Origin of the sequence: Hyphomonas beringensis (assembly GCF_000682755.1) — a bacterium.
In the GTDB taxonomy this organism is placed as follows: Bacteria; Pseudomonadota; Alphaproteobacteria; order Caulobacterales; family Hyphomonadaceae; genus Hyphomonas; species Hyphomonas beringensis.
In genome coordinates this window covers 75138-95761 of record NZ_AWFF01000001.1, presented here as the reverse complement: position 1 = coordinate 95761, position 20624 = coordinate 75138, and the positions used below count along the sequence as shown (strand labels likewise).

Here is a 20624-nt window from a genome sequence, read left to right as displayed (position 1 = left end):
CGGGTGATATTTCCCTAGCTAACGAGTTGCGCTGCGCGCGTCGACGTTTAGTTTCCGCTGCAAATGGAGAATCCGCATATGAAAATCACATTCGCAGACAATGCCAAAGCCGAGATCGTTGCCTTTATCGTTGATGAGGACGGCGGTTTGCCTGCTGCGGCAGCTGATTTGAATACTGCCTCAGGCGACCTGCTGGCAGAAGCCATGGAAGGCAGTCGCTTTTCCGGCAAGAAAGATCAGCAATCTCTCATCGTGATGCCGAAAGGCAGTGACACCCGCCGGGCTGTGCTGATTGGTGGTGGCAAGACAGACAAGCGCGATGCGCGTGTTCTGGAAGGCCTGGGCGCCAATCTTTACAAGTCCCACTCCGGCAGCGGCTTTAAATCTCTCGCCATTCATGCCGCTTCCGCTGAAGATGCAGCGCGTATGGCAGTCGGCGCGAAGCTCGCGGCCTACCGGTTTGATGACTATTTCACCAAGCTGAAAGATGATCAGAAGCCGACTCTGGAAAGCGTCACCTTCATCGTTGATGATGTTGCCGCCGCTGAAAAAGCGTTTGAGCCTCTGAACGCTGGCGCCGAAGGCACCATGCTGGCGCGGACCCTGGTAAATCTGCCGCCGAACGACCTCTATCCGGCTTCCTTTGCGGGCCGGCTGAAAGACATGAGCGATCTTGGTGTTGAAGTCGAAGTGCTCGGCGAAGAGCAGCTCGCCAAGCTGGGCATGAACTCCATGCTGGGCGTCGGCCAGGGCAGCGCGAAGGAAAGCCAGCTCGGCATCATGAAATGGATGGGCGGCGCGGAAGGCGATGATCCGGTGATCCTGATCGGCAAGGGCGTCTGCTTCGATACGGGTGGCATCTCCCTGAAGCCTGGGCCAGGCATGGAAGACATGCGCGGTGATATGGGCGGCGCAGCGGCTGTGACCGGCACGATCCGCGCGCTCGCCGAGCGTAAGGCGAAGGTCAATGTCATCGGCCTGGTTGGCCTGGTCGAGAATATGCCGGACGGAAATGCGATCCGCCCGGGTGACATTCTGAAGTCCGCGTCTGGCCAGACCATCGAAGTGCAGAACACTGACGCCGAAGGCCGTCTCGTTCTGTGCGATGTGCTCTGGTATGCGCAGGAGCATTTCAAGCCGAAAGCCATGATTGACCTTGCGACTCTGACCGGCGCAATCGTGATTTCCCTCGGCCACCATCATGCCGGCCTTTTCACCGCCAGCGACGATCTGGCGGACGAGTTGTCCAAGGCTGGCCAGGCCGAAGGCGAGCGCGTCTGGCGCCTGCCGCTGGGCCCGGAATATGACGCGCTTCTGAAGTCCAAATTCGCGGACATGCGCAATATTGGCGGCCGTGCGGCGGGTTCCATCACGGCGGCGCAATTCCTGAAGCGCTTTGTGAAGGATGGCGTGAAATGGGCGCACATCGACATTGCCGGTGTGGCCTGGGTTGAGGGCGAGAAAGCGGCCTTCGATGTCAGCTGGGCATCCGGCTTCGGTCCGCGCCTGCTGGATCGCTGGATCGCTGACAATTACGAAAGCTGATTAGTATGACTGAGGCGCCAAAGCCGGAATGGTGGTTCTACCATCTCTCCCGCACTACGCTGGAGCAGGCTGCGGCGCCGCTCATGCAGAAATGCCTGGAGGTGGGCTGGCGGGTTCTGGCCGTCAGCCCGAATCCTGAGCGCCGGGCTGCGCTCGACGCCTTCCTATGGACCTTTGACGAGCGGACCTTCCTGCCTCATGGCCAGGCCGAAGCGCCGGGCCTCGATGCTTCGCGCCAGCCCATTCTGCTGGCCGACAAGGTGGAGAATGTGAACACCGCCAATGCTCTGTTCCTGATGGATGGAACCACGGCGCCGGTTGATGCGCCTTACACGCGCTGCATGGTCATGTTCGATGATGGCGACCATGACACGCGCAGTCTCGCCCGCCAGCAATTCAAGGCCGCCAAGGATGCTGGCCTTGTGACGCGCTATTTCCAGCAGACATCAAGTGGTGGCTGGAACGAAGCCGGAAAATAGCTGCCTACGCCTTCTTCACGAACTCGGACTTGAGGCTCATCTGGCCGATGCCGTCAATCTTGCAGTCAATGTCGTGGTCGCCGTCGACGAGGCGGATGTTTTTCACCTTGGTGCCGCGTTTCACGACGAGCGAGCTGCCTTTGACCTTCAGATCCTTGATCACGACAACCGAGTCGCCATCGGCGAGCGGGTTGCCATTGGAGTCCTTGATGCCGCTTCCGGTATCTTCCGATTCCGTGGCGCTCCATTCATGGGCGCATTCCGGGCAGATCAGCAGCGCGCCGTCTTCATAGGTGAACTCGGAGCCACATTTGGGGCAGGGGGGAAGCGTGCTCATCCGCGAAATCCTTGAAACTGTTACAGGGATCGCCCTAGGCCGCAGAACCGATCTGCGCAAGAGCCGCCTTCCATGCTTGCCCCGGCGAGTGGGCCCGGTTATAGGCCCGCGAGAAACAGTTTCCCCCATAAACAGGAAGTCATCATGGCTGTGCAGCGTACCTTTTCCATCATCAAGCCTGACGCCACCGAGCGTAACCTGACCGGCGCCATCAATGCCGTCTTCGAAAAAGCCGGCCTGCGCATCATCGCCCAGCGCCGTATTCGCATGACGCAAGAGCAGGCCGAGCGCTTCTATGGCGTTCACCGCGAGCGTCCGTTCTTTGGTGAACTGGTTGAATTCATGACCTCCGGCCCGGTTGTCGTGCAGGTTCTGGAAGGCGAAAACGCCGTTGCCGCACACCGCGAAGTGATGGGCGCAACGAACCCGGAAGAAGCCGCTGACGGCACGGTCCGCAAACTGTTCGCGAAATCCATCGGCGAAAACTCTGTCCACGGTTCGGACTCTGAAGAGAACGCTGCGATCGAGATCGCCCAGTTCTTCTCCGAAGCCGAGATCGTCGGCTAAGGTTCTGCCTTCGGGCAGGTGAGATTTTTAAGGGCCGCGCCGGAAGGTGCGGCCTTTTTTGATTCAGTCTAGCAATTCCAGAAGCCGTTTTCGCTCCAGCAATACTGGATTTCCGGCTTCTTGGGGCCGGTATAGCTTTCGCGTGTCATGGCCCGTTGGCGTTCTTCCTCAGCATTGGCGACCCGCGTTGCGTTTCGTTCGAGTTCCCGCTGCCGATCACGTTCCTTCTCCGCCCAATAAGTATTCAGCCATGGCAGCACCGTCAGGCATTCATTGCTGTCGTTTCCGAATTGCCCGCAGACATTCGAGGCAAAGATCACATCCGGCATGTTGCGATTTTTGTTGAAGTAGAAGGAGACGATGTCGCCCCCTGAAACCAGGGCAGCCTTCCGGAGCGTTGCGTTGTCGCGCGTCGTGCTTTGTGCGCCCGCCATGATCCGGTGCGCCTCTGCAACATATTCCTCGTTCTGACGTTCGAGCGCTGCGACAGCTCGCGCTTCCACCGCGCCCGGCGCGTTGAATATAGCTTGCCTGATCGTGTTGACATGCTGTGCGTTGACCGCTTCCTGCGGCGTTGTGCTTTTGCCTGCTGCGCTGAAGGAATTCTCGGAGTTCCACATAATCGTCGTGACGTTTCTGTACTTGATCGGGTTCGTGCGAATATCAAACGCAGACCATTCCGGTAGACTATAGGCCACACCGGTGCCGTCGGCGGATTGATTGATGTCCTTCACGGCGAGAAACGGCTTGCCAAACACGGTCCTGCCAAAACTGGACTCGCGCTCTTCCTCGGAGAGAAGGCTTTCGACGTCATCCTCGTCAGAACGACCCATCCAGATATCGGAGACTTCCGCCAGTTCATTCAACGGCGGCGTTGGATTGGCCAGATCAAAATTGTAGGCCTCAACCATGCGGAATGTCAGATCATCGCCATCTGCATAAGCCAGGGCCCATATCTCGCCGGCCATGAGGCCATTTTTCCAATTATTCTCATTCTGCACGAACGGCACCATCCCGATCAGCGGTTGGCCCTGGAAGGAAGATTCAATTGGTGCGCCTGTTTCGTCATAGGGCAGCAACATGGAACGACCTGAGATTTCGAGACCCTCCTTCACGTCGCCAACCTGGTACATCGCGGTCCAGTGGTCGTTATGCCATTCGTAGTGTTCGTCCGGCAAAAGGATCCATTGCATGGGCGTATCCATGCGCTCGATATAGCCGGTATCGGTGTTCACGATGACGAGCGCGTCGGCGGCATTTATCTCGGGCGTGTGCGCCGGTGTTTGCGGATCGATCCGCACGTTGAATCCGATATATTCCGGACCGAATACCCAAAAGTCCTTCCGCGCGTTTTCACGTATGGTTGCCCATGAATGCGATGGGTCTGACGCGCCGCCAACGACATTGTCTATCCGGGTCACACTGCCGTCGACCGATGATATCATCGTGTAACACATATAGCCTTGATTGGATCGGCCCTTGAAAACAAGGCGAAGGGGTTTCAGCGTGAACTCGTCCAGTTCGATCACCTCGTCGAAGGCGATGTCGATGGGCTTGGCGGCGGGGGACTCGTTCAGGTTTATCAGGCCGTAGGTGTCGTCAAACCGCCTGACCAGAAAAATCCTGTCTGAAATCGGAAACACATAGGGGTAGACTGGCGGCAGGATTTCGCGCTGTCCTTCCACCGTTACCACGCCGCGCACGACCAGTTTCGAGACAAGCTCCTTTTCTGAAAGCCCCTTTCGGGCCGCCACAGCCGCGATGGCTGCTTCATCAAGCCCCTGGGCGGCGAAGAGCGCCTTCAGATCCTTGGCATTACGCGCCCGCAGCAGTTTGTAACTTACCTCGACGGGACCGGCCTCGGATTTCAGGTATCGGCTGGAAGGGTGGATGCAGGTCGTCGCCTTCTTGGACGTTTTCCCCATGCAGTTATACCCGCCGAAGGTGGCGGGAAAGCTATCCCAAGCCATGGCGGGGCTTGCGACCAACAAGAGCAAAAAGGCAGAAATAACAAGTCGGAACATCTAATCGGTTCTCCAGCGTCGCAATGAAACACACGCTAGTCTGGATTTGCGCTCATGGCATACCCCTAAAGGGGGGCGTTCTTGTCTTATCTGAACTTCATGCTTTCAGCACAGGTGTCCGGACAGGTGGGGGCCCTCCGGTTGTTGGTTTCAGGATTTGAATCCGAGGTCAGGTGTCCGGGCGTGGGGGGGCGTGATTTGCGCTTTCGCTGAGCATGAGCAGGACATGTGGCGCAGCTGACGCCAGCGTGGGCGTGGCACGCAGGTGCGGAGGTCGAACGAAATCTTCACCGCTCAGCGCCGCACCGAGCCTGCCAGACACAGGCGCACGAAAAGAGCACGGACGTGGCACGGATAGGTCATCCGACAGGCTGAGCACGATGACGCGGCCATTCTTCATCACGCCCCAGAGCATCTGTGAGCCGGGGCCGCCATTCTGCCGGAACCATGCCTTCAGACGCAGGATGCGCAGATAGATCAGCGGCCAGATGGGCAGCAGATACCAGGGGAGACCCGGCATGGGAGAGAAGAGCGAGACAGCAGGCATCGTGACGAGAGCCTACAGGGGCGCTCTATGCGACGAATTGGAGTGCGATTTCCCCGTCTTCTCTGCAGGCCACCTCCGCCTTTAACGGAGGGGGATGAGGACCGGGTCTATTGGAAGGGCTAAGCGCGCGCCTTGATCTCTGCGCAGGCCTTGGCCAGGGCTGCGGGATAGAGGCTGTGCTCTTCGGGCAGGATGCGCGCGGCAAGGGCATCGGCTGTGTCACCGGGCTGGATCGGCACGCGGGCCTGCTGAATGACCGCGCCTTCATCCACGCCTGCGGTGACCCAGTGCACGCTGCAGCCAGCCTCCGCATCGCCCGCATCAATGGCGCGCTGATGCGTGTCCAAGCCCTTGTATTTCGGCAGCAGGGACGGGTGGATATTGATCAGGCGGCCCGACCATTTCTCCACAAACCAGGGAGTCAGCACGCGCATGAATCCGGCCAGCGCGATAATCTCCGTGCCGGCGGCTTCAAGCTTGGCGTCCATAGCGCGCTCAAAAGCCTCGCGGTCCTTGCCGAAATCCTTGTGGTCAACGACGGCCGTTGCGACGCCTTCGGCTGTAGCAGTTTCAAGCCCGCCCGCATCCGGGCGGTTGGAGAGGACCATGACTGGCCTTGCCGGATAGGCGGGATCGCGCGCCGCTTCCAGCAGCGCCTTCATGTTGGAGCCGCGCCCGGAAATCAGGATAGCCAGATTGAGGCGTGTCATTCGCTGACGAGATCCCCGAGGATGACGGGCTGCTCACCGGCCTCTTTCAGCTGGGCAATCACGGAGTCCACCTTGTCTGGCGCAGCAGCGAAGATCATGCCGATGCCCATGTTGAAGGTGCGGTGCATCTCGTCCAGCTCAACGCCGCCTGCTTCCTGAAGCCATTCGAAGACGGGTTTGGGTGTCCAGGCCGACCGGTCAATGCGGGGGGAGAGATGGTCCGGGCACATGCGCGGCGTGTTCTCGGTGATGCCGCCGCCGGTGATGTGGGCGAGGCCCTTGATAAGGTCCCCCTTGATCAGTGGCAGGGCAGCATCGGAATAAAGGCGCGTGGGCGTCAGCAGCGCTTCCCCCAGGCTCTCATTCGAGAAGGGAGAGGACGCCTCGTAAGACAGGCCTTCACGCTCCACAATGCGGCGGATCAGGGAATAACCGTTTGAGTGCGGGCCGGATGAGGCGATGCCGATCAGCACGTCGCCTTCGGCCATGTCACCCATGCGGGGCAGAACCTTGGCGCGGTCCACGGCGCCGACAACGAAGCCCGCCAGATCGTAATGGCCCGGCGGGTACATGCCTGGCATCTCTGCCGTTTCGCCGCCAACCAGTGCGCAGCCAGACTGGCGGCAGCCTTCGGCGATGCCGGCAATTACGGCTTCTGCAATGCCCGCCTCAAGTTTTCCAGTTGCAAAATAATCCAGGAAAAACAGGGGTTCAGCGCCCTGTGCCAGCACATCATTGGCGCACATGGCGACCAGGTCGATCCCGACTGTGTTGTGAATGCCCGTCTCAAAGGCCAGCATCAGCTTTGTGCCGACGCCATCCGTGCCCGAGACCAGGATCGGGTCTTCATAGCCCGAGGCCTTCAGGTCAAACAGCGCGCCGAAGCCGCCGAGACCTCCCATGACACCAGCACGGGCGGTTGCTTTTGCCAGCGGGCCAATGGCCTCAACCAGCCTTTCTCCTGCCTCAATATCGACACCGGCATCGCGGTAGGAAAGGGGCGTTTTGGGCGTATCACTCATCATGACCTGCGCGTTAGCATGGGGAAAACGTCTCTGCCAGTGCCGCTTGCGGTTCCAGCTTCAGCCTGGGCTTGCTAAAAGAAATGCTACACGGAGGCCGTTGACCATGATTCGTATTTTTCTCGCTTCGCTTTTCGTCGCGATTGCGTCTGGTTTCAGTGCGCACGCAGACACGCGTGATGTCTACACTGTCTCCAATATCGAGGTGGATGAAGTGGCCGACAGCCTGATCCAGGCACGTGAGCAGGCCATGGGCGCTGCGCGGACCAAAGGCGCGCGCATCCTGATTGAGCGCATTACCCTGCCGGAAGATGTCATTGCCGCAGGCGGCGTGCCGATCGATTACGCGCTGGCCAATCGCCTGTCGGCCGCCGTTGATGTGCAGGAAGAAACAGCCGGCGCCGGGCGTTATCGCGGCACTTTGGCGGTCGTTTACAATCCACGCATGGTGCGCGCGCATCTCGACTCGCTGGGCGTGCCCTATGTCGATACGCAGGCACCCATGTCTCTTCTGGTGCCGCTGGCGTCCAATGATGTGCTGGAATATGCGTGGCGCGAAACGCTGGGCACGGGCCGCAGCGAAACGCTTTCGCCCTATGTGACATCCAGCGGTGGTGGCTACACGCAATTCAGCAACTGGATGGAACTCTCGCCAGAGGCCTCCGCGCTTGGCGCGCGGCGGGGCATCCTGGCGGAACTCTCCGGCAGTGAGAATGCGTGGCGCGTGACAGTGTCCGTCGTCACCACGGCTGGCACGGAAACGATCGGTACGACGCCCTATGCGCAGACGATGGATGGTGCGGTGGTCGCTATGCTGAAATTGCTGGACGAGAACTGGAAGCGCACCTCCATCATCCGCAGCGGAGAGCGCACCGCCGCGAAAGCCAGCGTGCGCTATACGTCCCTGGCGGAATGGAACACGCTGCGCGGCGCGCTTGCGCGGTCTCCCTTCATCTCTGATCTCAAGATCGATGCCATCGCCCGGGATGGCGCGCTGGTGAACTTCTCCTATGCGGGAGACCCGCCACGGCTGCAGAATGATCTGCTGCAGCGCGGCGTTTCCCTGTCCCAGGATGACCATGGCTGGGTATTGCGCTCGGCCGTTTCGGCATCATTGGGGGGACAGTGAGCAAGACTGGCGCGCATAAGGCCTCTACGCCAAGCCAGCTGAGCCTCGGATTTCCGGAGAAGCAGCCCACACTGGACTCCCTGCTGGTGACGGCTGCGAACGAGACGGCCGTTTCCATCCTGAGCGGGCCTGAGAACTGGCCGTTTCCGGTTGTGTGCGTGAAGGGACCTGCAAGGTCAGGCCTGACCGCGCTTGGTCGTGCATGGTGTCAGGAATTCGAGGGACGGTTTTATTCCGCGCACGAGTTTTCCCGTATGCGCGAAAAGGAGCTGTCGACGCTGGCCGGTGCGCATGTCGTGATCGACGACGCCGACCAGGTAAAGAAGATGGACAGCCTGCTGACCCTGATCAACATGATTTCGGCGGGAACCGGACGGGCATTGCTGACGTCACGCCGCAGCCCAGGCCAATGGCATACATCTTCTGCTGATCTGAAGTCCCGCCTCAATGCCCTTCCTGTTGTCGAGATTGATGATCCGGACGAACCCATGCTGAAAGCGCGCCTGGAAATGGCAGCAAAGAAGCATTTTCTCAAACTCGATCCGGAGGTTGTTAAATATCTGGTGCCAAGACTGGATCTTTCCTATGAGGCAATCGAAACCTTTGCGGAAAGACTGAGTGAGCGGGTCACATTGACCGGACGAGCCCCATCTGTGCCGTTGGCGCGGGAAGTTCTTGAAGAGCTTGGCTGGTCGGACCCGGATCAGAGGTCACTATTGTAGTGGATACACACACGGAGCGCGCCTGATGCCGGATGGGGCAACACAAAGCCTGAAACAGCAGATGCACTCGCCGCAGCGATTCATCAACCGGGAACTGTCCTGGCTGGAATTCAACCGCCGTGTCCTTGATGAGGCCGCCAATCCGGATCATCCGCTGCTGGAGCGTCTGCGCTTCCTGTCTATCTCGGCGAGCAATCTCGATGAGTTCGAGATGGTGCGCTATGCGGGCCTTCGGGAGCAGGTGCGGGCAGGCGTGGTCAAGGCCAGCCAGGATGGGCTGACGCCGGCTCAACAGGTAACGCGGATTGAGCAGGCTTCCCTGCAACTGATCGCGGACCAGCAGGCGTGCTGGAAAAACCTGAAGGAAGAAATGCATGCGGAGGGCATCGACGTTCTGGCTGTCAGCGAGCTAACCCGCAAGGACAAGGCCGAACTCGACACCTATTTCCGCAAGAATATCTTCCCGGTACTGACCCCTCTGGCGGTGGACCCGGCCCATCCGTTTCCGTTCATTCCCAATCTCGGCTTTTCGGTCGCCATCAATCTGGTCTCAAAGCGGGGCGGCGAGCAGCATGTTGGCATCATTCCGCTGCCAGCCTTTGTGCGCCGTTTCATCCGTCTGCCCAATGGTACGAAAAGCACGCTGCGTTTTATTGCCCTGGAAGATGTGATCGGCATGTTCCTGGAAGAGCTTTTCCCCGGATTTGAAGAGAAGGACCGCTGTCTGTTCCGCGTAATCCGCGACAGCGACATCGAGATCGAGGAAGAGGCCGAAGACCTGATCCGGGAATTCGAGGTTCTGCTGAAACAGCGTCGGCGCGGACGTATTGTCCGCATCCGGATGCAGTCCAGTGCGCCAACGGATTTGCGTGAATTGATTACGCGAGAGATTGGCGCCGAGCAGGAAGATATCGTTCTGTATGATGGTATCCTCGGCATGGCGCAGCTGTCAGAGCTGATCGTGGACGACCGGCCGGATTTGCAATTCCCGTCCTATGAACCGCGCTATCCGGAGCGTATCCGGGAAATGGGCGGTGATTGCTTTGCAGCGATCCGGGCGAAGGACATTCTGGTCCATCACCCGTTCGAGACATTTGATGTCGTGGTGCAGTTTGTTCGCCAGGCTGCGGCCGACCCGCAGGTCGTTGCGATCAAGCAGACCCTGTATCGCACAACGAACAATTCCCCGATTGTGGCGGCTCTGATCGAGGCCGCAGAGGCAGGCAAGAACGTCACCGCCCTGGTCGAGATCAAGGCGCGCTTCGATGAAGAGGCAAACTTGCGTCTGGCACGAGACCTGGAACGCGCAGGCGTTCAAGTCGTGTACGGATTTATTGAGTACAAGACGCATGCCAAAGTCTCTTTGGTTGTGCGCCGCGAGGGGCAGGAGCTGCGCAGCTATACCCATTACGGCACCGGCAATTATCACCCGATCAATGCGCGTATCTATACAGACCTTTCCCTGTTCACGGCAGACCCGGCGCTGGGGCGTGATGCGAACCGGCTGTTCAACTTTGTAACAGCCTATCGCGATCCGCCGGAAGTCGGACCTGTGCTTGAAAAGCTGTCCATGTCTCCGCTGAACCTCAAGGAAAAGCTGATTAGCATGATCGAGGCCGAAGCGGCGCATGCCAAAAAGGGCAAGCCAAGCGGCATCTGGGCTAAGATGAATTCGCTGGTCGATGGGGAAGTTATTGATGCCCTCTACAAGGCCAGCCAGTCCGGGGTACCGATCATTCTCGTCGTGCGCGGCATTTGCTGCCTGCGTCCTGGTGTGCCCGGTATGTCAGAGAACATCTCTGTGAAGAGTATTGTGGGCCGCTTCCTGGAGCATTCGCGAGTCGTGTGCTTTGCCAACGGAGAGTCGCTGCCGTCTCCGAATGCAAAAGTCTTCATCTCTTCCGCTGACTGGATGCCGCGCAATCTCAACCGCCGTGTCGAGGCGCTGGTGCCGATCGAGAACCCGACTGTGCATCGCCAGGTGATGAACCAGATCATGGTGGCCAATCTGAATGACGAACAGCAAAGCTGGATCATGAATGAGGATGGCGATTATTCGCGTGTTGAGACATCGGGCAGTTCGAAGCCTTTCTCGGCGCATACCTATTTCATGGACAATCCCAGCCTCTCCGGTCGGGGCAGCGCACTGGAAGTGAGCTTGCCGCCGCGACTGCAACCCAAGAAGGGTGTCATTAGCTGATGTTTCCGAAATCGGAACGTGCCGGGATCATCGACATCGGATCAAACTCTGTCCGTCTGGTGATTTATGATGTGCTTGGGGCCTCCATCTTGCCGACCTTCAATGAAAAGGTCATGGCGGGTCTCGGCCAGGGGCTGATGCGCACGGGGCATCTCTCTGTCGAGGGCAGAGAGGCAGCGATCCGGGCGCTGGGCCGCTACCGGGCCATTCTGAAGGCGCTGGGTCTGCGGAACTTTACGGCTGTGGCGACGGCTGCTGTGCGGTCCGCAGAGGACGGGCCTGATTTTATCAAGACGGCTTCGCGTGTTCTGGGGCGTAAAATCCTCACGCTCTCCGGGGAAGATGAGGCGCGCCTGTCTGCGCTGGGTGTGGAGGCGAGCTTCTACAAGCCCGAGGGCATTATTGGTGACCTTGGTGGCTCCAGCCTTGAGTTCAAACGTGTCGGTGGCCGCTCTGCACGGGGAGAAAGCCTGATGCTGGGCCCGTTATCCCTGGCGGAAGGAGACTTCGATCCAAAGACCCTGCGCAAGACCATCCGTGCAGAGTTGAAGAAATCCCGCGTCCTGTCCAGCGCCAGCGGCCGATTCTACGCGGTGGGCGGCGCGTGGCGAACCCTGGCTAAGCTGAACATGCAGCTGGAAAATTACTCGCTGCAGGTGCTGCAGGGCTATCAGATGACCGAGAGCCAGGCGTCTCGTGTCACCAAGGTGTGTCTCGACAGCATGACCAATGCGGCATCTCGGTCCATGCTCGAAGCAATCGACAAGAGACGGGCGAAGCATCTCCCGATTGCCGCGATGCTCTTGCAGGAAATCCTGGCAATGAGTGCGCTGGAAGGTGTCAGCATATCGTCCAGCGGTCTGAGGGAAGGGGTGCTGCGTGACCTGACCGGGACGCCGACAGCCGATCCGCTGATGGATGGCGTGATCGCTTTCGCCCGCCTGGACCATAACCAGATCCAGTTCGGTCAGGCTTTGCATGATTTCATCGCACCGGCGCTTGCTCCAGAACCGGACCTGTTCGGCTCACCCGCTGCGGACAAGCGCATTGAGCAGGCCGCCTGTATGATGGCCGACAGTGCAGGGCGCTTTCACCCCGATCACCGGTCCATCATGGCTTATGATCAGGCTTTGCGGGCACCCTATGCAGGGCTTTCCCACAGCGAACGGGCCTTGATCGCCTACGCCATTGGCTGCCGGTACGAGAAGGATTTCAAACGCCCTGCCGAATATGAAGGCCTGACGACGCCGGAACAGGATGAGCGGGCACGCCAGATCGGTAGTGCAATGCGGCTGGGCGCTGTGTTTTCAGGGCGGTCCGGACCGATCCTGCGACGTGCCAATCTGGTAAGGCGCGGGGATACGCTGCAACTGCGCGTTGGCAAGGCAGACGAGGCCATGGTGTCGGATACAGTTCGCCGACGGCTGTCGCAGACGGCCAGCCAGCTGAACCTGAAGCCGGACACATCAATTGATTAGCGCGTTTGCCTAGACGTCAAACAGGCGAACCTGACCGCCTTCGAAAGAGACGGCCAGCTTGCCATTCAGCAGCGCCTGGGCCTTCTGACCAAACATGTCATAGCGCCAGCCCTGCATCGCGGCGATGTCGCTGCCGGTTTCGCCGCGTGCGATACGGTCGATATCTGCAGCGTTCGCGATCAGGCGCGGCACGACATTGTTTTCGTCCGACACATGCTTCAGCAGCACTTTCAGAAGTTCCGGCGCACCTGCGGGGATCTGGGCATTCTGCGGGCGCTTCTCCATTTCCGGGGCGTAGGCGTCCGGATTTTCAATGGCATCGACAACCGCTTCGATCAGGCCCTGACCATGCTTTGAGCGGATGAATCCGTTCGGCACGGCTCTCAGCTGGTTGAAATCAGCTTCGCTACGCGGCTTCTGGCTGGCGATTTCCTGGATCGCATCATCCTTCAGAATGCGGCGGCGGGGCTTGTCCAGCTCCTGCGCCAAGGATTCGCGCCATGCGGCGACGGCCACGACGATGGCGGCATAGTCTTTCTTCGGCTTGCGCAGCTTCAGACGTTGCCAGGCATTGTTAGGGTCAGTGTCGTATTTTGCGGGATCTTCGAGATCCGCCATTTCTTCACGTACCCAGCCCATGCGGCCGGTTTCTTCCAGTTCATCGCGCATTTTGAGGTAGGCATCGCGCAAATGCGTGACATCCCCGAGCGCGTAGATCAGCTGTTTCTGGCTCAGCGGACGGCGCGTCCAGTCCGTAAACTGGCTGGATTTGTCGATCTGACGCTTCAGAACGCGCTGAACCAGATTGTCGTAGGAGATCGAATCACCAAGGCCGAGCGCCATTGCGGCGATCTGAGTGTCGAAGATCGGGCCCGGAGGGTGGCCGATCAGGCGATTGAAGATCTCGATGTCCTGCCGTGCGGCATGGAAAACCTTGATCCGGTTGTCTGCGGCGATCAGGTCCAGGAAGGGCCCGATGTCCAGATCCTCGGCCAGTGGGTCGATCAGGCCTTCAACGCCGGGGGCAGAGGCCTGAACAAGACAGAGTTCCGGCCAATATGTTGTTTCCCGGTGAAATTCGGTGTCGACACAGATAAAGTCGGATTCAGCGAGCTTTCCGCACAGGTCTTCCAGCGCGGATTGCTCAGTAATGGGAGTCAGGGTGTTGTCAGTCATCGCGCGCTTGCGTATCGCATCGCCTTGACAATTGCGAGAGCTTGAATGCCTTTCGCGCCTTAAAATTATTGGACCGAATTTCCGGAGAGAGCATCCGATGCACGCCTATCGCACCCACACCTGCGGGGAGCTTCGCAAGTCCCATGTCGGGGAAACCGTTAAACTGTCTGGCTGGTTGCACCGCCGTCGCGACCATGGCGGGGTGATGTTTATCGACCTGCGTGACCATTACGGGCTGACTCAGGTCGTCTTCAATCCGGGGTCTCCCGGCTTTGGAACGGTTGAGCGCCTGCGCGCAGAAAGCGTCATCACGCTGGAAGGCAAGGTCGTCGCCCGCGATGAAAGCCTCGTGAACCCGAACCTCGCCACAGGCGAGATTGAAGTGGTTGCGGGCGAAGTCACCGTCCAGTCCGAAGCGTCCGAGCTGCCCCTGCCAGTCTTCGGCGAGCCGGACTATCCGGAAGACATCCGCCTGAAGCACCGCTATCTGGATCTGCGCCGTGAGACGCTGCACAAGAACATGATCCTGCGCAGCCAGGTCATCGCCAGCCTGCGTCGCCGGATGCTGGAGCAAGGCTTTACTGAGTATCAGACACCGATCCTCACGGCCTCCAGCCCGGAAGGCGCACGCGACTTTCTGGTGCCGAGCCGTATTCACCCTGGTGAGTTCTACGCGCTTCCGCAGGCGCCGCAGCAGTTCAAGCAGCTGCTAATGGTGTCCGGCTTTGACAGGTACTTCCAGATTGCGCCTTGCTTCCGTGACGAAGACGCGCGCGCAGACCGGTCTCCGGGCGAGTTCTATCAGCTCGATATCGAGATGAGCTTTGTCACGCAGGAAGACGTGTTCGGTGCGATTGAGCCCGTCATGCGCGGCGTGTTCGATGAGTTCGCCGACTGGGAAAGCAAGGGCCGAAAGGTGCCGGAAGGTCCATTCCCGCGGATCCCGTATGCCGAAGCGATGGCAAAGTATGGCTCCGATAAGCCGGACCTTCGCAATCCGATCGAGCTGGCTGATGTGTCGGACTTCTTCGAGGATGACAGCAAGACCGGCTTTGGCATCTTTGCGAAGATCATCGGTGGCGGTGGCCGTGTGATCGCGATCCCGGCGCCGAAAGCAGCTGCCGAGAAATCCCGCAAATTCTTCGATGAGCTCGATAAATGGGCGAAGAAAGAGATGCAGGCGCCAGGCCTCGGCTATGCTCGCCTGAAGGAAGCCGACGGCGGCGGTGTCGACAGCCAGGACCCGGTCCTGAAGAATTTTGAGCCAGCCCATCTGGCTGCGCTGCTTGAAAAGCTGGGCCTTGGCGCTGGCGACGGCATCTTCTTCTCAGCCGGCAAGAAAGGCGATGCCTACAAGCTGGCTGGTGCAGCACGCACGAAGATTGGCGAAGAACTGGAGCTGATCGAAGATGGTGTCTTCCGTCTCTGCTGGATTGTCGACTTCCCGATGTATGAATGGGACGAAGACAACAAGAAGATCGACTTCAGCCACAACCCGTTCTCCATGCCGCAAGGCGGGATGGATGCGCTGTTGGCTGCCGATACAGAAGAAAAGCTGCTGGATCTGAAGGCCTACCAGTATGACATCGTCTGCAACGGTGTTGAGCTATCCTCAGGCGCGATCCGGAACCATAGCCCGGAACTGATGCTGAAAGCTTTTGAGCTGGCTGGGTATGGTGCTGACGTTGTCGAGACGGAGTTCGGCGGCATGCTGAACGCGTTCCGTTATGGTGCCCCGCCGCACGGCGGTATTGCGCCGGGCGTCGACAGGATTGTCATGCTGTTGGCTGATGCGGAGAACATTCGCGATGTGACGCTGTTCCCGATGAACCAGCAGGCACGCGACCTGATGATGGGCGCGCCGAGCCCGGTGGACGAGCGTCAGCTGAAAGAGCTGAACATCCGCATGGCGCCGCAGATGAAATCCTGATTTCAGGCAGTGCAATGATGAAAGAGGGCGGGACGGAAGTTCCGCCCTTTTTCGTGCGCTTTATTGCGCTGCGATCAGGGCAGGGCTGAGCGTAGGCATGGAGCAGAGTGGCAGCGTTAGCTCCTCAGGCAGCTGTGTGCTGAGAGAGACGCATGCGCCTGTGAAGTCAGCCGTTTCCAGACCAGCCAGATGGCTGAGGTCTGCATCGATGAACCGGACATCCTTGAAGGATGCGCCGTCCACACGGGCATTGTTCAGGCTTACGCCGGTCATGTTGGCGCCATTGAATATGGCCCCGGTCAGGATGCCGTCATTCAGCCAGCTGCCAGTCATATTGGCCCCGGAAAGGTCTGCTGAATCCAGCCGCGCTCTGGTCATATCCGATGAGGCGAAGTTTGCGCCGACCAGAAGGGCGCCCTGCAGGCTGATGCCCTGCATCGTGGCGTTGCGGAATTCTGCGCCGGTTGCGCGAACCCCCTGCAGGCGGGCATCCGAAAGAATCGCTCCGGACAGCTTTGCCGATGTCAGGATGGCACCGCGCATGTCTGCGCCTGTCACCTTTGCCTGCTCGAAATTGGCATTTCCGGCTTCAATACTGCGCATGAAGGAGTATTCGAAATTCGCGCCTGAGTAATTGCCGCCCGTAAGATCCCAGCCTGTCAGGTTGCGGCCTGACAGGTCGCACTGCCCACAGGCACCGGCATAGCCAGGCGACCAAGCGACAGCCTGGCCTTGCGCTGAGGCCTCTGGCGCGCTCATGGCGACAGCCAGCATGGAGACGAGGGCGAAACCTGTACGGGTCATGCAATTGGCATATCGCGTTGTTTTGTCACTCCAAACTGAACAAACAGTAAGAACTGATAAAACAGGAGCAAGTGTTGCAATTACGCCATGGGGTCTAACGCGGCGTAAACTCCACTGACCATCTGAGACTGCGACAGTAGAAACGCGCGGATACTCTGTTACGGAACAGTAATGAGTGTCTCTAATCGAGCGTTTGGCGACCTTCTTCGCCGCACGTATCGCATTCTACATCGCCATCCTCGCTGATCTGGAACAACGTGAAGCTGCCACAGGCCGGGCAGGCCTCTGTTAGGTATTCAGGCATGTCCTGCTGCTCAGCTTCAGCCTCTTCCTCGGTCAGCTTTTCTTCGCGTTTCTTGTCCAGAATTACGATATTGTCTGGCAATTGGCCCCGTGAGAAGCCGCGGGAAATGATCTGGGCGGCTTCCTCGGTAAAGGCGGCAGGCTGGCGGGTGGCATCGCCTTCGCCTCGCCCCAGGCCATCATGGGTCACGTCCACTTCTGCCAGATCATCCCGGCCGAGATAGGACACGGCCAATTCGCGGAAGATATAGTCAAGAATCGAGGTGGCCTTGGTGATGCGGTCATTGCCCGTCACCGCACCGGCAGGTTCGAATCGGGTGAACACAAAGGCATCCACATATTCTTCCAGCGGCACGCCATATTGCAGGCCAATGGAGGTCGCGATGGCGAAATTGTTCATCAGGCTGCGGAAAGCGGCGCCTTCCTTGTGCATATCCAGGAAGATCTCGCCCAAGGAGCCGTCTTCGAACTCACCCGTGTGAAGATACACTTTGTGACCGCCGACGGAGGCCTTCTGGATGTAGCCCTTGCGCCGGTCCGGGAGTCGCGTGCGAGACCCGCTCTGACTTGTCGCCATGGACCCGGAAGCCATGACAGGCGCCTCCGCTTCGGAGGCCAGTTCTTCTGCCAGACTGAGGATGTGTTCCATGCGCTCGGCCACCTCATCGCCCGCAGGCGCACGAATCCCGATGAGCAGGGTGGAGAGCCCCGCATCCAGCGCAGCATCGGCCATGTCCAGGCCGGCGCGCCCCGTGATTCGAACCATGACATCATCGCCCAGTGCCTCGGCGCAGGCTTTGGCAAATGCGATCTCGGCCTCGGGCGAAACGGTAGTATCCAGTCCGCAGCTTGCGATCGCTTCTGCGGCAATGTTCTCTGTGGCTCCGCCTACAGCCGCCTCAGCAGCGGCAATATCCTTGCGGGAAAAGCCCATGGCGGAGAGCAACCCGCAGCCATCCGAATCAAAATTCTCGGGCTGCAGCTTCAGATCCTGGCTGATGATCTCATCGCCGAGTACCCAGCGGGAGAACGCGGCATTCAGCGGCAAGCCTTCGCTCAAGGCGCGTTTGACGCGGTCCAGAGCCGCTTCAGAAAAGCCCCGATCTTTTAGCCTGTCGGCACCAAGTGCGCTTTCAAGATCATCTGCGCCTCCATTGGCCATGCGTTGCAAAATGATCGGGAGGGATTCAGGGGCTTTTCTGGCAATGGCGAGACGCGCGCTGCGTGTCAGAGTGGGGCCATCGTCGGAAAAGGCGAGGACGGTCGTGACCGGTCCACTCGCATCGCTATCGCAATCAGGCATAATGTCCGGCAGGTCGCTGATCGGTAGAATTTTTACCTGGCAGGCCTTCTTGCTGCTGGCCCGCCGCGCCTCAATACCCAGACTTGTTGCATGGGTGGCTGAGAGGGAAGCGCCGGTCGCCACGGCTTTGATGAGTGCACAGATCGCAGCGGCCATCTCGCGGCCTTCATCGCTGTCATAGGCCAGGCCGAGAGACATGACGGCGGCGCCGAGACCGTGAATCAGTAGCAGGCCATCGCCCAGGCTCTTTGAGGCAGCATCTGTCACGGAAGTCAGAAGGTCTGCCTCCAAGCCCTCAGGGCTGACGGCCAGTGAGACATCCAGCAGTCGGCAAGACGTGCGCGAGGCCGGAAGGTCCGTTTGCGCCAGAATGATTTCGGCGCCTTCCTTCAGCGCTTCGAGCAGCTCCGACTCGATATCCTCTTCAACACTGTCCGCGGCAAAGACGGCAGGTGGCGGGGGAGGCGTGTTCACGGCAGCGATGCGCAAGGCATCTGCCGTGCGCAGGATGCCATCAGGCTGGCGCAGAGCCTCTTCAAGGATGTCCTGTGGCAGGCCAGAAGCGACGGCTTCGGCCAGTTCGGCATTACGCGGGGCGTTGCCAAGGCGCTCCAGCATTTCCGCTGTGGCGATCTGAGTGGCCTCCAGCAGGCTGGCGGATGCATAGGCGGACGTTACATTGCGCAGCGATTCGGGCGTTGCCGGCCTGCGGTGGCGGCCTGCCGCGCGCCAGATATCAACGAGATCAAGCGGGCCTGACAGCAAGCCATCCATCTCCGCAGCCTGTAGTATGGAGTTCAGCTCGGCCTTGGTCATTCCCGCCTCCCTGCGAAATAATGGCGAATCATTCCAAACAGGGTGACCCTTCGCAGACATTGTATCAAGCTGAGCTGCCTCAAAATCGCCAATGTGAAATGAGTTTTGTGCGTCGCATTGCCTGCGGCTGCTCTATGGATTAACTGCCGCGAAGACGCCATATTACGGCCAACAAGACAGGTCAGGACATCAAGACGATGCTGAAACAGATTTTCACCTGGTGGAGCGGGCACACGCTCGGAGCTTCCTTCGACATCAAACGGCGCTCGACCTATGTCGGCACCGATGAGTATGGCAATCGCTATTTCGAGGAGCGCAAGCCGTCCCTCGAAGGGCGCAAGCGCCGCTACGTGATGTACAAGGGCCTCGCAGAGCCGTCGAAGGTTCCAGCGGACTGGCATGGCTGGCTGCACCATACTGTGGACGAGCCGCCGACCCGTATGCCGCTTACCCGCCGTGACTGGGAGACAGATCACAAGCCGAACATGACCGGCACGCCATACGCTACAAAGCCGAAGGGCAGCATTTCCAATGACCGGGCACGCCAGAAGGCGACCGGAGACTATGAGGCTTGGACGCCTGATGCGTGAATCACTGTTTGAAACCCTGATTGGTGCACTCGTCGTTGCCGTTGCGGGCGTATTCCTGTGGTTCGCAATTGGCCAGGGAACGGATGTGAAAGCATCCGGTGATCAGTATCAGGTGACGGCGCGCTTCAATAATATCTCAGGTGTATCACGTGGTACCGATGTGCGTATTGCCGGGGTCAAGGCGGGCATCGTCAAGGCGGTTGAGGGAGACCCCAAGCGCTTTGAGGCTGTCGTCACATTGAGCGTGGACGACAAATGGGACCTGCCTGAAGACACGGATGCCCGCGTCTCCACGGATGGCCTTCTGGGCGGCAGCTATGTGGCACTGGAACCCGGCGGCAGCTTCGACAACATCGCCAAGGATGGCTCAGGTGAGATCATTTACACGCGTGGCAGTGTGGACCTGCTGACGTTGTTTGCTTCTTTCGCATCAGGAAACGGTGGGGATGATAGTGGCAACTCGGATGCGGCTGCATCTGGGGCGTCTGCAGCCAAGCCTGCGGGCGATGCATCTGGCGCAAGTGATGATTCATACCCTGACGAGGATTATCAATAATGAAATTCGCTGTCTCTGCCCTCGCAATCTGCGCTGTTGTGGCTGGGGCGGCGCATGCCGCGACCTATGTGCAGAAGGATCGCGCAACCCTGCGCGCGCTGGACAAGATCACCGGCCGATCCACGGATATTGAGGTCAAGGTTGGTGAGCCGGTCGTATTCGGCTCTTTGAAGGTAGAGCTGAAGGTTTGCTATCAGACTCCGCCTGAAGAAGCGCCGGAGAGCGCGGCGTTTCTCAAGATCAACTCCACGCAGCCCGTTGCCGTCGAAACGATGGAGGCTGCCGTTGCTGCCGAGGATGTGAACACGGTCAGCGATGAAAATCCGGAGCTTTTTTCCGGCTGGATGTATGCATCCTCCCCAGGCCTCAGCGCTCTGGAACATCCC

Annotated in this window: 18 protein-coding genes and 1 pseudogene; 11 read left to right on the top strand and 8 right to left on the bottom strand. The window is 59.3% G+C overall.

What is annotated here, in order from left to right; all coding sequences use genetic code 11:
* Window positions 1–78: 78 nt before the first annotated feature.
* Together HY29_RS00450 and HY29_RS00445 are read left to right on the top strand one after the other, a co-directional pair.
* Window positions 79–1545 carry a leucyl aminopeptidase gene (locus tag HY29_RS00450; protein WP_034789714.1) on the top strand — a complete coding sequence of 489 codons (1467 nt, stop codon included), beginning with the start codon at window positions 79–81 and terminating at the stop codon, window positions 1543–1545.
* Between the two features lie 5 nt (window positions 1546–1550).
* Window positions 1551–2024: a DNA polymerase III subunit chi gene (locus HY29_RS00445; RefSeq protein ID WP_034789712.1), complete on the top strand. Its 474-nt coding sequence runs from the start codon at window positions 1551–1553 to the stop codon at window positions 2022–2024.
* A gap of 4 nt (window positions 2025–2028) precedes the next feature.
* On the opposite strand, the gene HY29_RS00440 is transcribed toward HY29_RS00445, so the two are convergent.
* Window positions 2029–2361 (bottom strand): zinc ribbon domain-containing protein YjdM, encoded by a 333-nt coding sequence (locus HY29_RS00440; RefSeq protein ID WP_034789709.1) that lies wholly within the window; start codon window positions 2359–2361, stop codon window positions 2029–2031.
* Between the two features lie 144 nt (window positions 2362–2505).
* On the opposite strand from HY29_RS00440, the gene ndk reads away from it, so the two are divergent.
* Window positions 2506–2928 (top strand): nucleoside-diphosphate kinase, encoded by a 423-nt coding sequence (gene ndk / locus HY29_RS00435; protein ID WP_034789706.1) that lies wholly within the window; start codon window positions 2506–2508, stop codon window positions 2926–2928.
* A 68-nt stretch (window positions 2929–2996) separates the two neighbouring features.
* Here ndk and HY29_RS00430 read toward each other — a convergent pair whose 3' ends face one another.
* The 4 genes from HY29_RS00430 to purM all read right to left on the bottom strand — a co-directional run bounded on the left by HY29_RS00430 (window position 2997) and on the right by purM (window position 7231).
* Window positions 2997–4952, bottom strand: a complete 1956-nt coding sequence (locus HY29_RS00430) for a hypothetical protein (protein ID WP_034789703.1) — start codon at window positions 4950–4952, stop codon at window positions 2997–2999.
* A 169-nt stretch (window positions 4953–5121) separates the two neighbouring features.
* Window positions 5122–5499: a hypothetical protein gene (locus tag HY29_RS00425; protein ID WP_034789700.1), complete on the bottom strand. Its 378-nt coding sequence runs from the start codon at window positions 5497–5499 to the stop codon at window positions 5122–5124.
* Between the two features lie 119 nt (window positions 5500–5618).
* Entirely contained in the window at window positions 5619–6209 is a 591-nt protein-coding gene (purN, locus tag HY29_RS00420; protein WP_034789698.1) for a phosphoribosylglycinamide formyltransferase, read from the bottom strand.
* Window positions 6206–7231, bottom strand: a complete 1026-nt coding sequence (gene purM / locus HY29_RS00415; protein ID WP_034790493.1) for a phosphoribosylformylglycinamidine cyclo-ligase — start codon at window positions 7229–7231, stop codon at window positions 6206–6208. Before purM ends, purN begins: the two co-directional genes overlap by 4 nt.
* Before the next feature lie 106 nt (window positions 7232–7337).
* Between purM and HY29_RS00410 the strand changes: the two genes are divergently transcribed.
* The 4 genes from HY29_RS00410 to HY29_RS00395 are packed head-to-tail and all read left to right on the top strand — an operon-like array spanning window position 7338 to window position 12760.
* Window positions 7338–8360, top strand: a complete 1023-nt coding sequence (locus HY29_RS00410; protein ID WP_034789697.1) for a hypothetical protein — start codon at window positions 7338–7340, stop codon at window positions 8358–8360.
* Window positions 8357–9082 carry a P-loop NTPase family protein gene (locus HY29_RS00405; protein WP_034789688.1) on the top strand — a complete coding sequence of 242 codons (726 nt, stop codon included), beginning with the start codon at window positions 8357–8359 and terminating at the stop codon, window positions 9080–9082. Before HY29_RS00410 ends, HY29_RS00405 begins: the two co-directional genes overlap by 4 nt.
* Window positions 9083–9107: 25 nt before the next feature.
* Window positions 9108–11282: an RNA degradosome polyphosphate kinase gene (locus tag HY29_RS00400; RefSeq protein WP_081811150.1), complete on the top strand. Its 2175-nt coding sequence runs from the start codon at window positions 9108–9110 to the stop codon at window positions 11280–11282.
* Window positions 11282–12760: a Ppx/GppA family phosphatase gene (locus HY29_RS00395; protein WP_051600964.1), complete on the top strand. Its 1479-nt coding sequence runs from the start codon at window positions 11282–11284 to the stop codon at window positions 12758–12760. Before HY29_RS00400 ends, HY29_RS00395 begins: the two co-directional genes overlap by 1 nt.
* A gap of 9 nt (window positions 12761–12769) precedes the next feature.
* On the opposite strand, the gene rnd is transcribed toward HY29_RS00395, so the two are convergent.
* The gene (gene rnd / locus HY29_RS00390) at window positions 12770–13936 is read right to left on the bottom strand and encodes a ribonuclease D (RefSeq protein WP_034789685.1); all 1167 of its coding nucleotides are present in this window, start codon (window positions 13934–13936) and stop codon (window positions 12770–12772) included.
* Between the two features lie 97 nt (window positions 13937–14033).
* On the opposite strand from rnd, the gene aspS reads away from it, so the two are divergent.
* Entirely contained in the window at window positions 14034–15866 is a 1833-nt protein-coding gene (aspS, locus tag HY29_RS00385) for an aspartate--tRNA ligase (RefSeq protein WP_034789682.1), read from the top strand.
* Window positions 15867–15926: 60 nt separating this feature from the next.
* Here the strand turns inward: aspS and HY29_RS18135 are convergent, their stop codons facing one another.
* Together HY29_RS18135 and HY29_RS19545 are read right to left on the bottom strand one after the other, a co-directional pair.
* On the bottom strand, window positions 15927–16670 hold the full coding sequence (locus HY29_RS18135; RefSeq protein ID WP_051600963.1) for a pentapeptide repeat-containing protein: 744 nt from the start codon (window positions 16668–16670) through the stop codon (window positions 15927–15929).
* Between the two features lie 181 nt (window positions 16671–16851).
* The gene (locus HY29_RS19545) at window positions 16852–19092 is read right to left on the bottom strand and encodes a TSCPD domain-containing protein (protein WP_034789680.1); all 2241 of its coding nucleotides are present in this window, start codon (window positions 19090–19092) and stop codon (window positions 16852–16854) included.
* A gap of 197 nt (window positions 19093–19289) precedes the next feature.
* Between HY29_RS19545 and HY29_RS00370 the strand changes: the two genes are divergently transcribed.
* From HY29_RS00370 to HY29_RS19660, 3 genes and pseudogenes are all read left to right on the top strand, one after another.
* A complete protein-coding gene (locus HY29_RS00370; RefSeq protein WP_034789679.1) occupies window positions 19290–19682 on the top strand; it encodes an NADH:ubiquinone oxidoreductase subunit NDUFA12 in 393 nt (130 codons plus the stop codon).
* The gene (gene mlaD / locus HY29_RS00365) at window positions 19675–20238 is read left to right on the top strand and encodes an outer membrane lipid asymmetry maintenance protein MlaD (RefSeq protein WP_051600962.1); all 564 of its coding nucleotides are present in this window, start codon (window positions 19675–19677) and stop codon (window positions 20236–20238) included. The genes HY29_RS00370 and mlaD overlap by 8 nt, the downstream gene beginning before the upstream one ends.
* Window positions 20238–20591: pseudogene (locus HY29_RS19660) on the top strand (DUF2155 domain-containing protein); the annotation flags it as partial. The gene mlaD and the pseudogene HY29_RS19660, both read left to right, overlap by 1 nt.
* Between the last annotated feature and the right edge of the window lie 33 nt (window positions 20592–20624).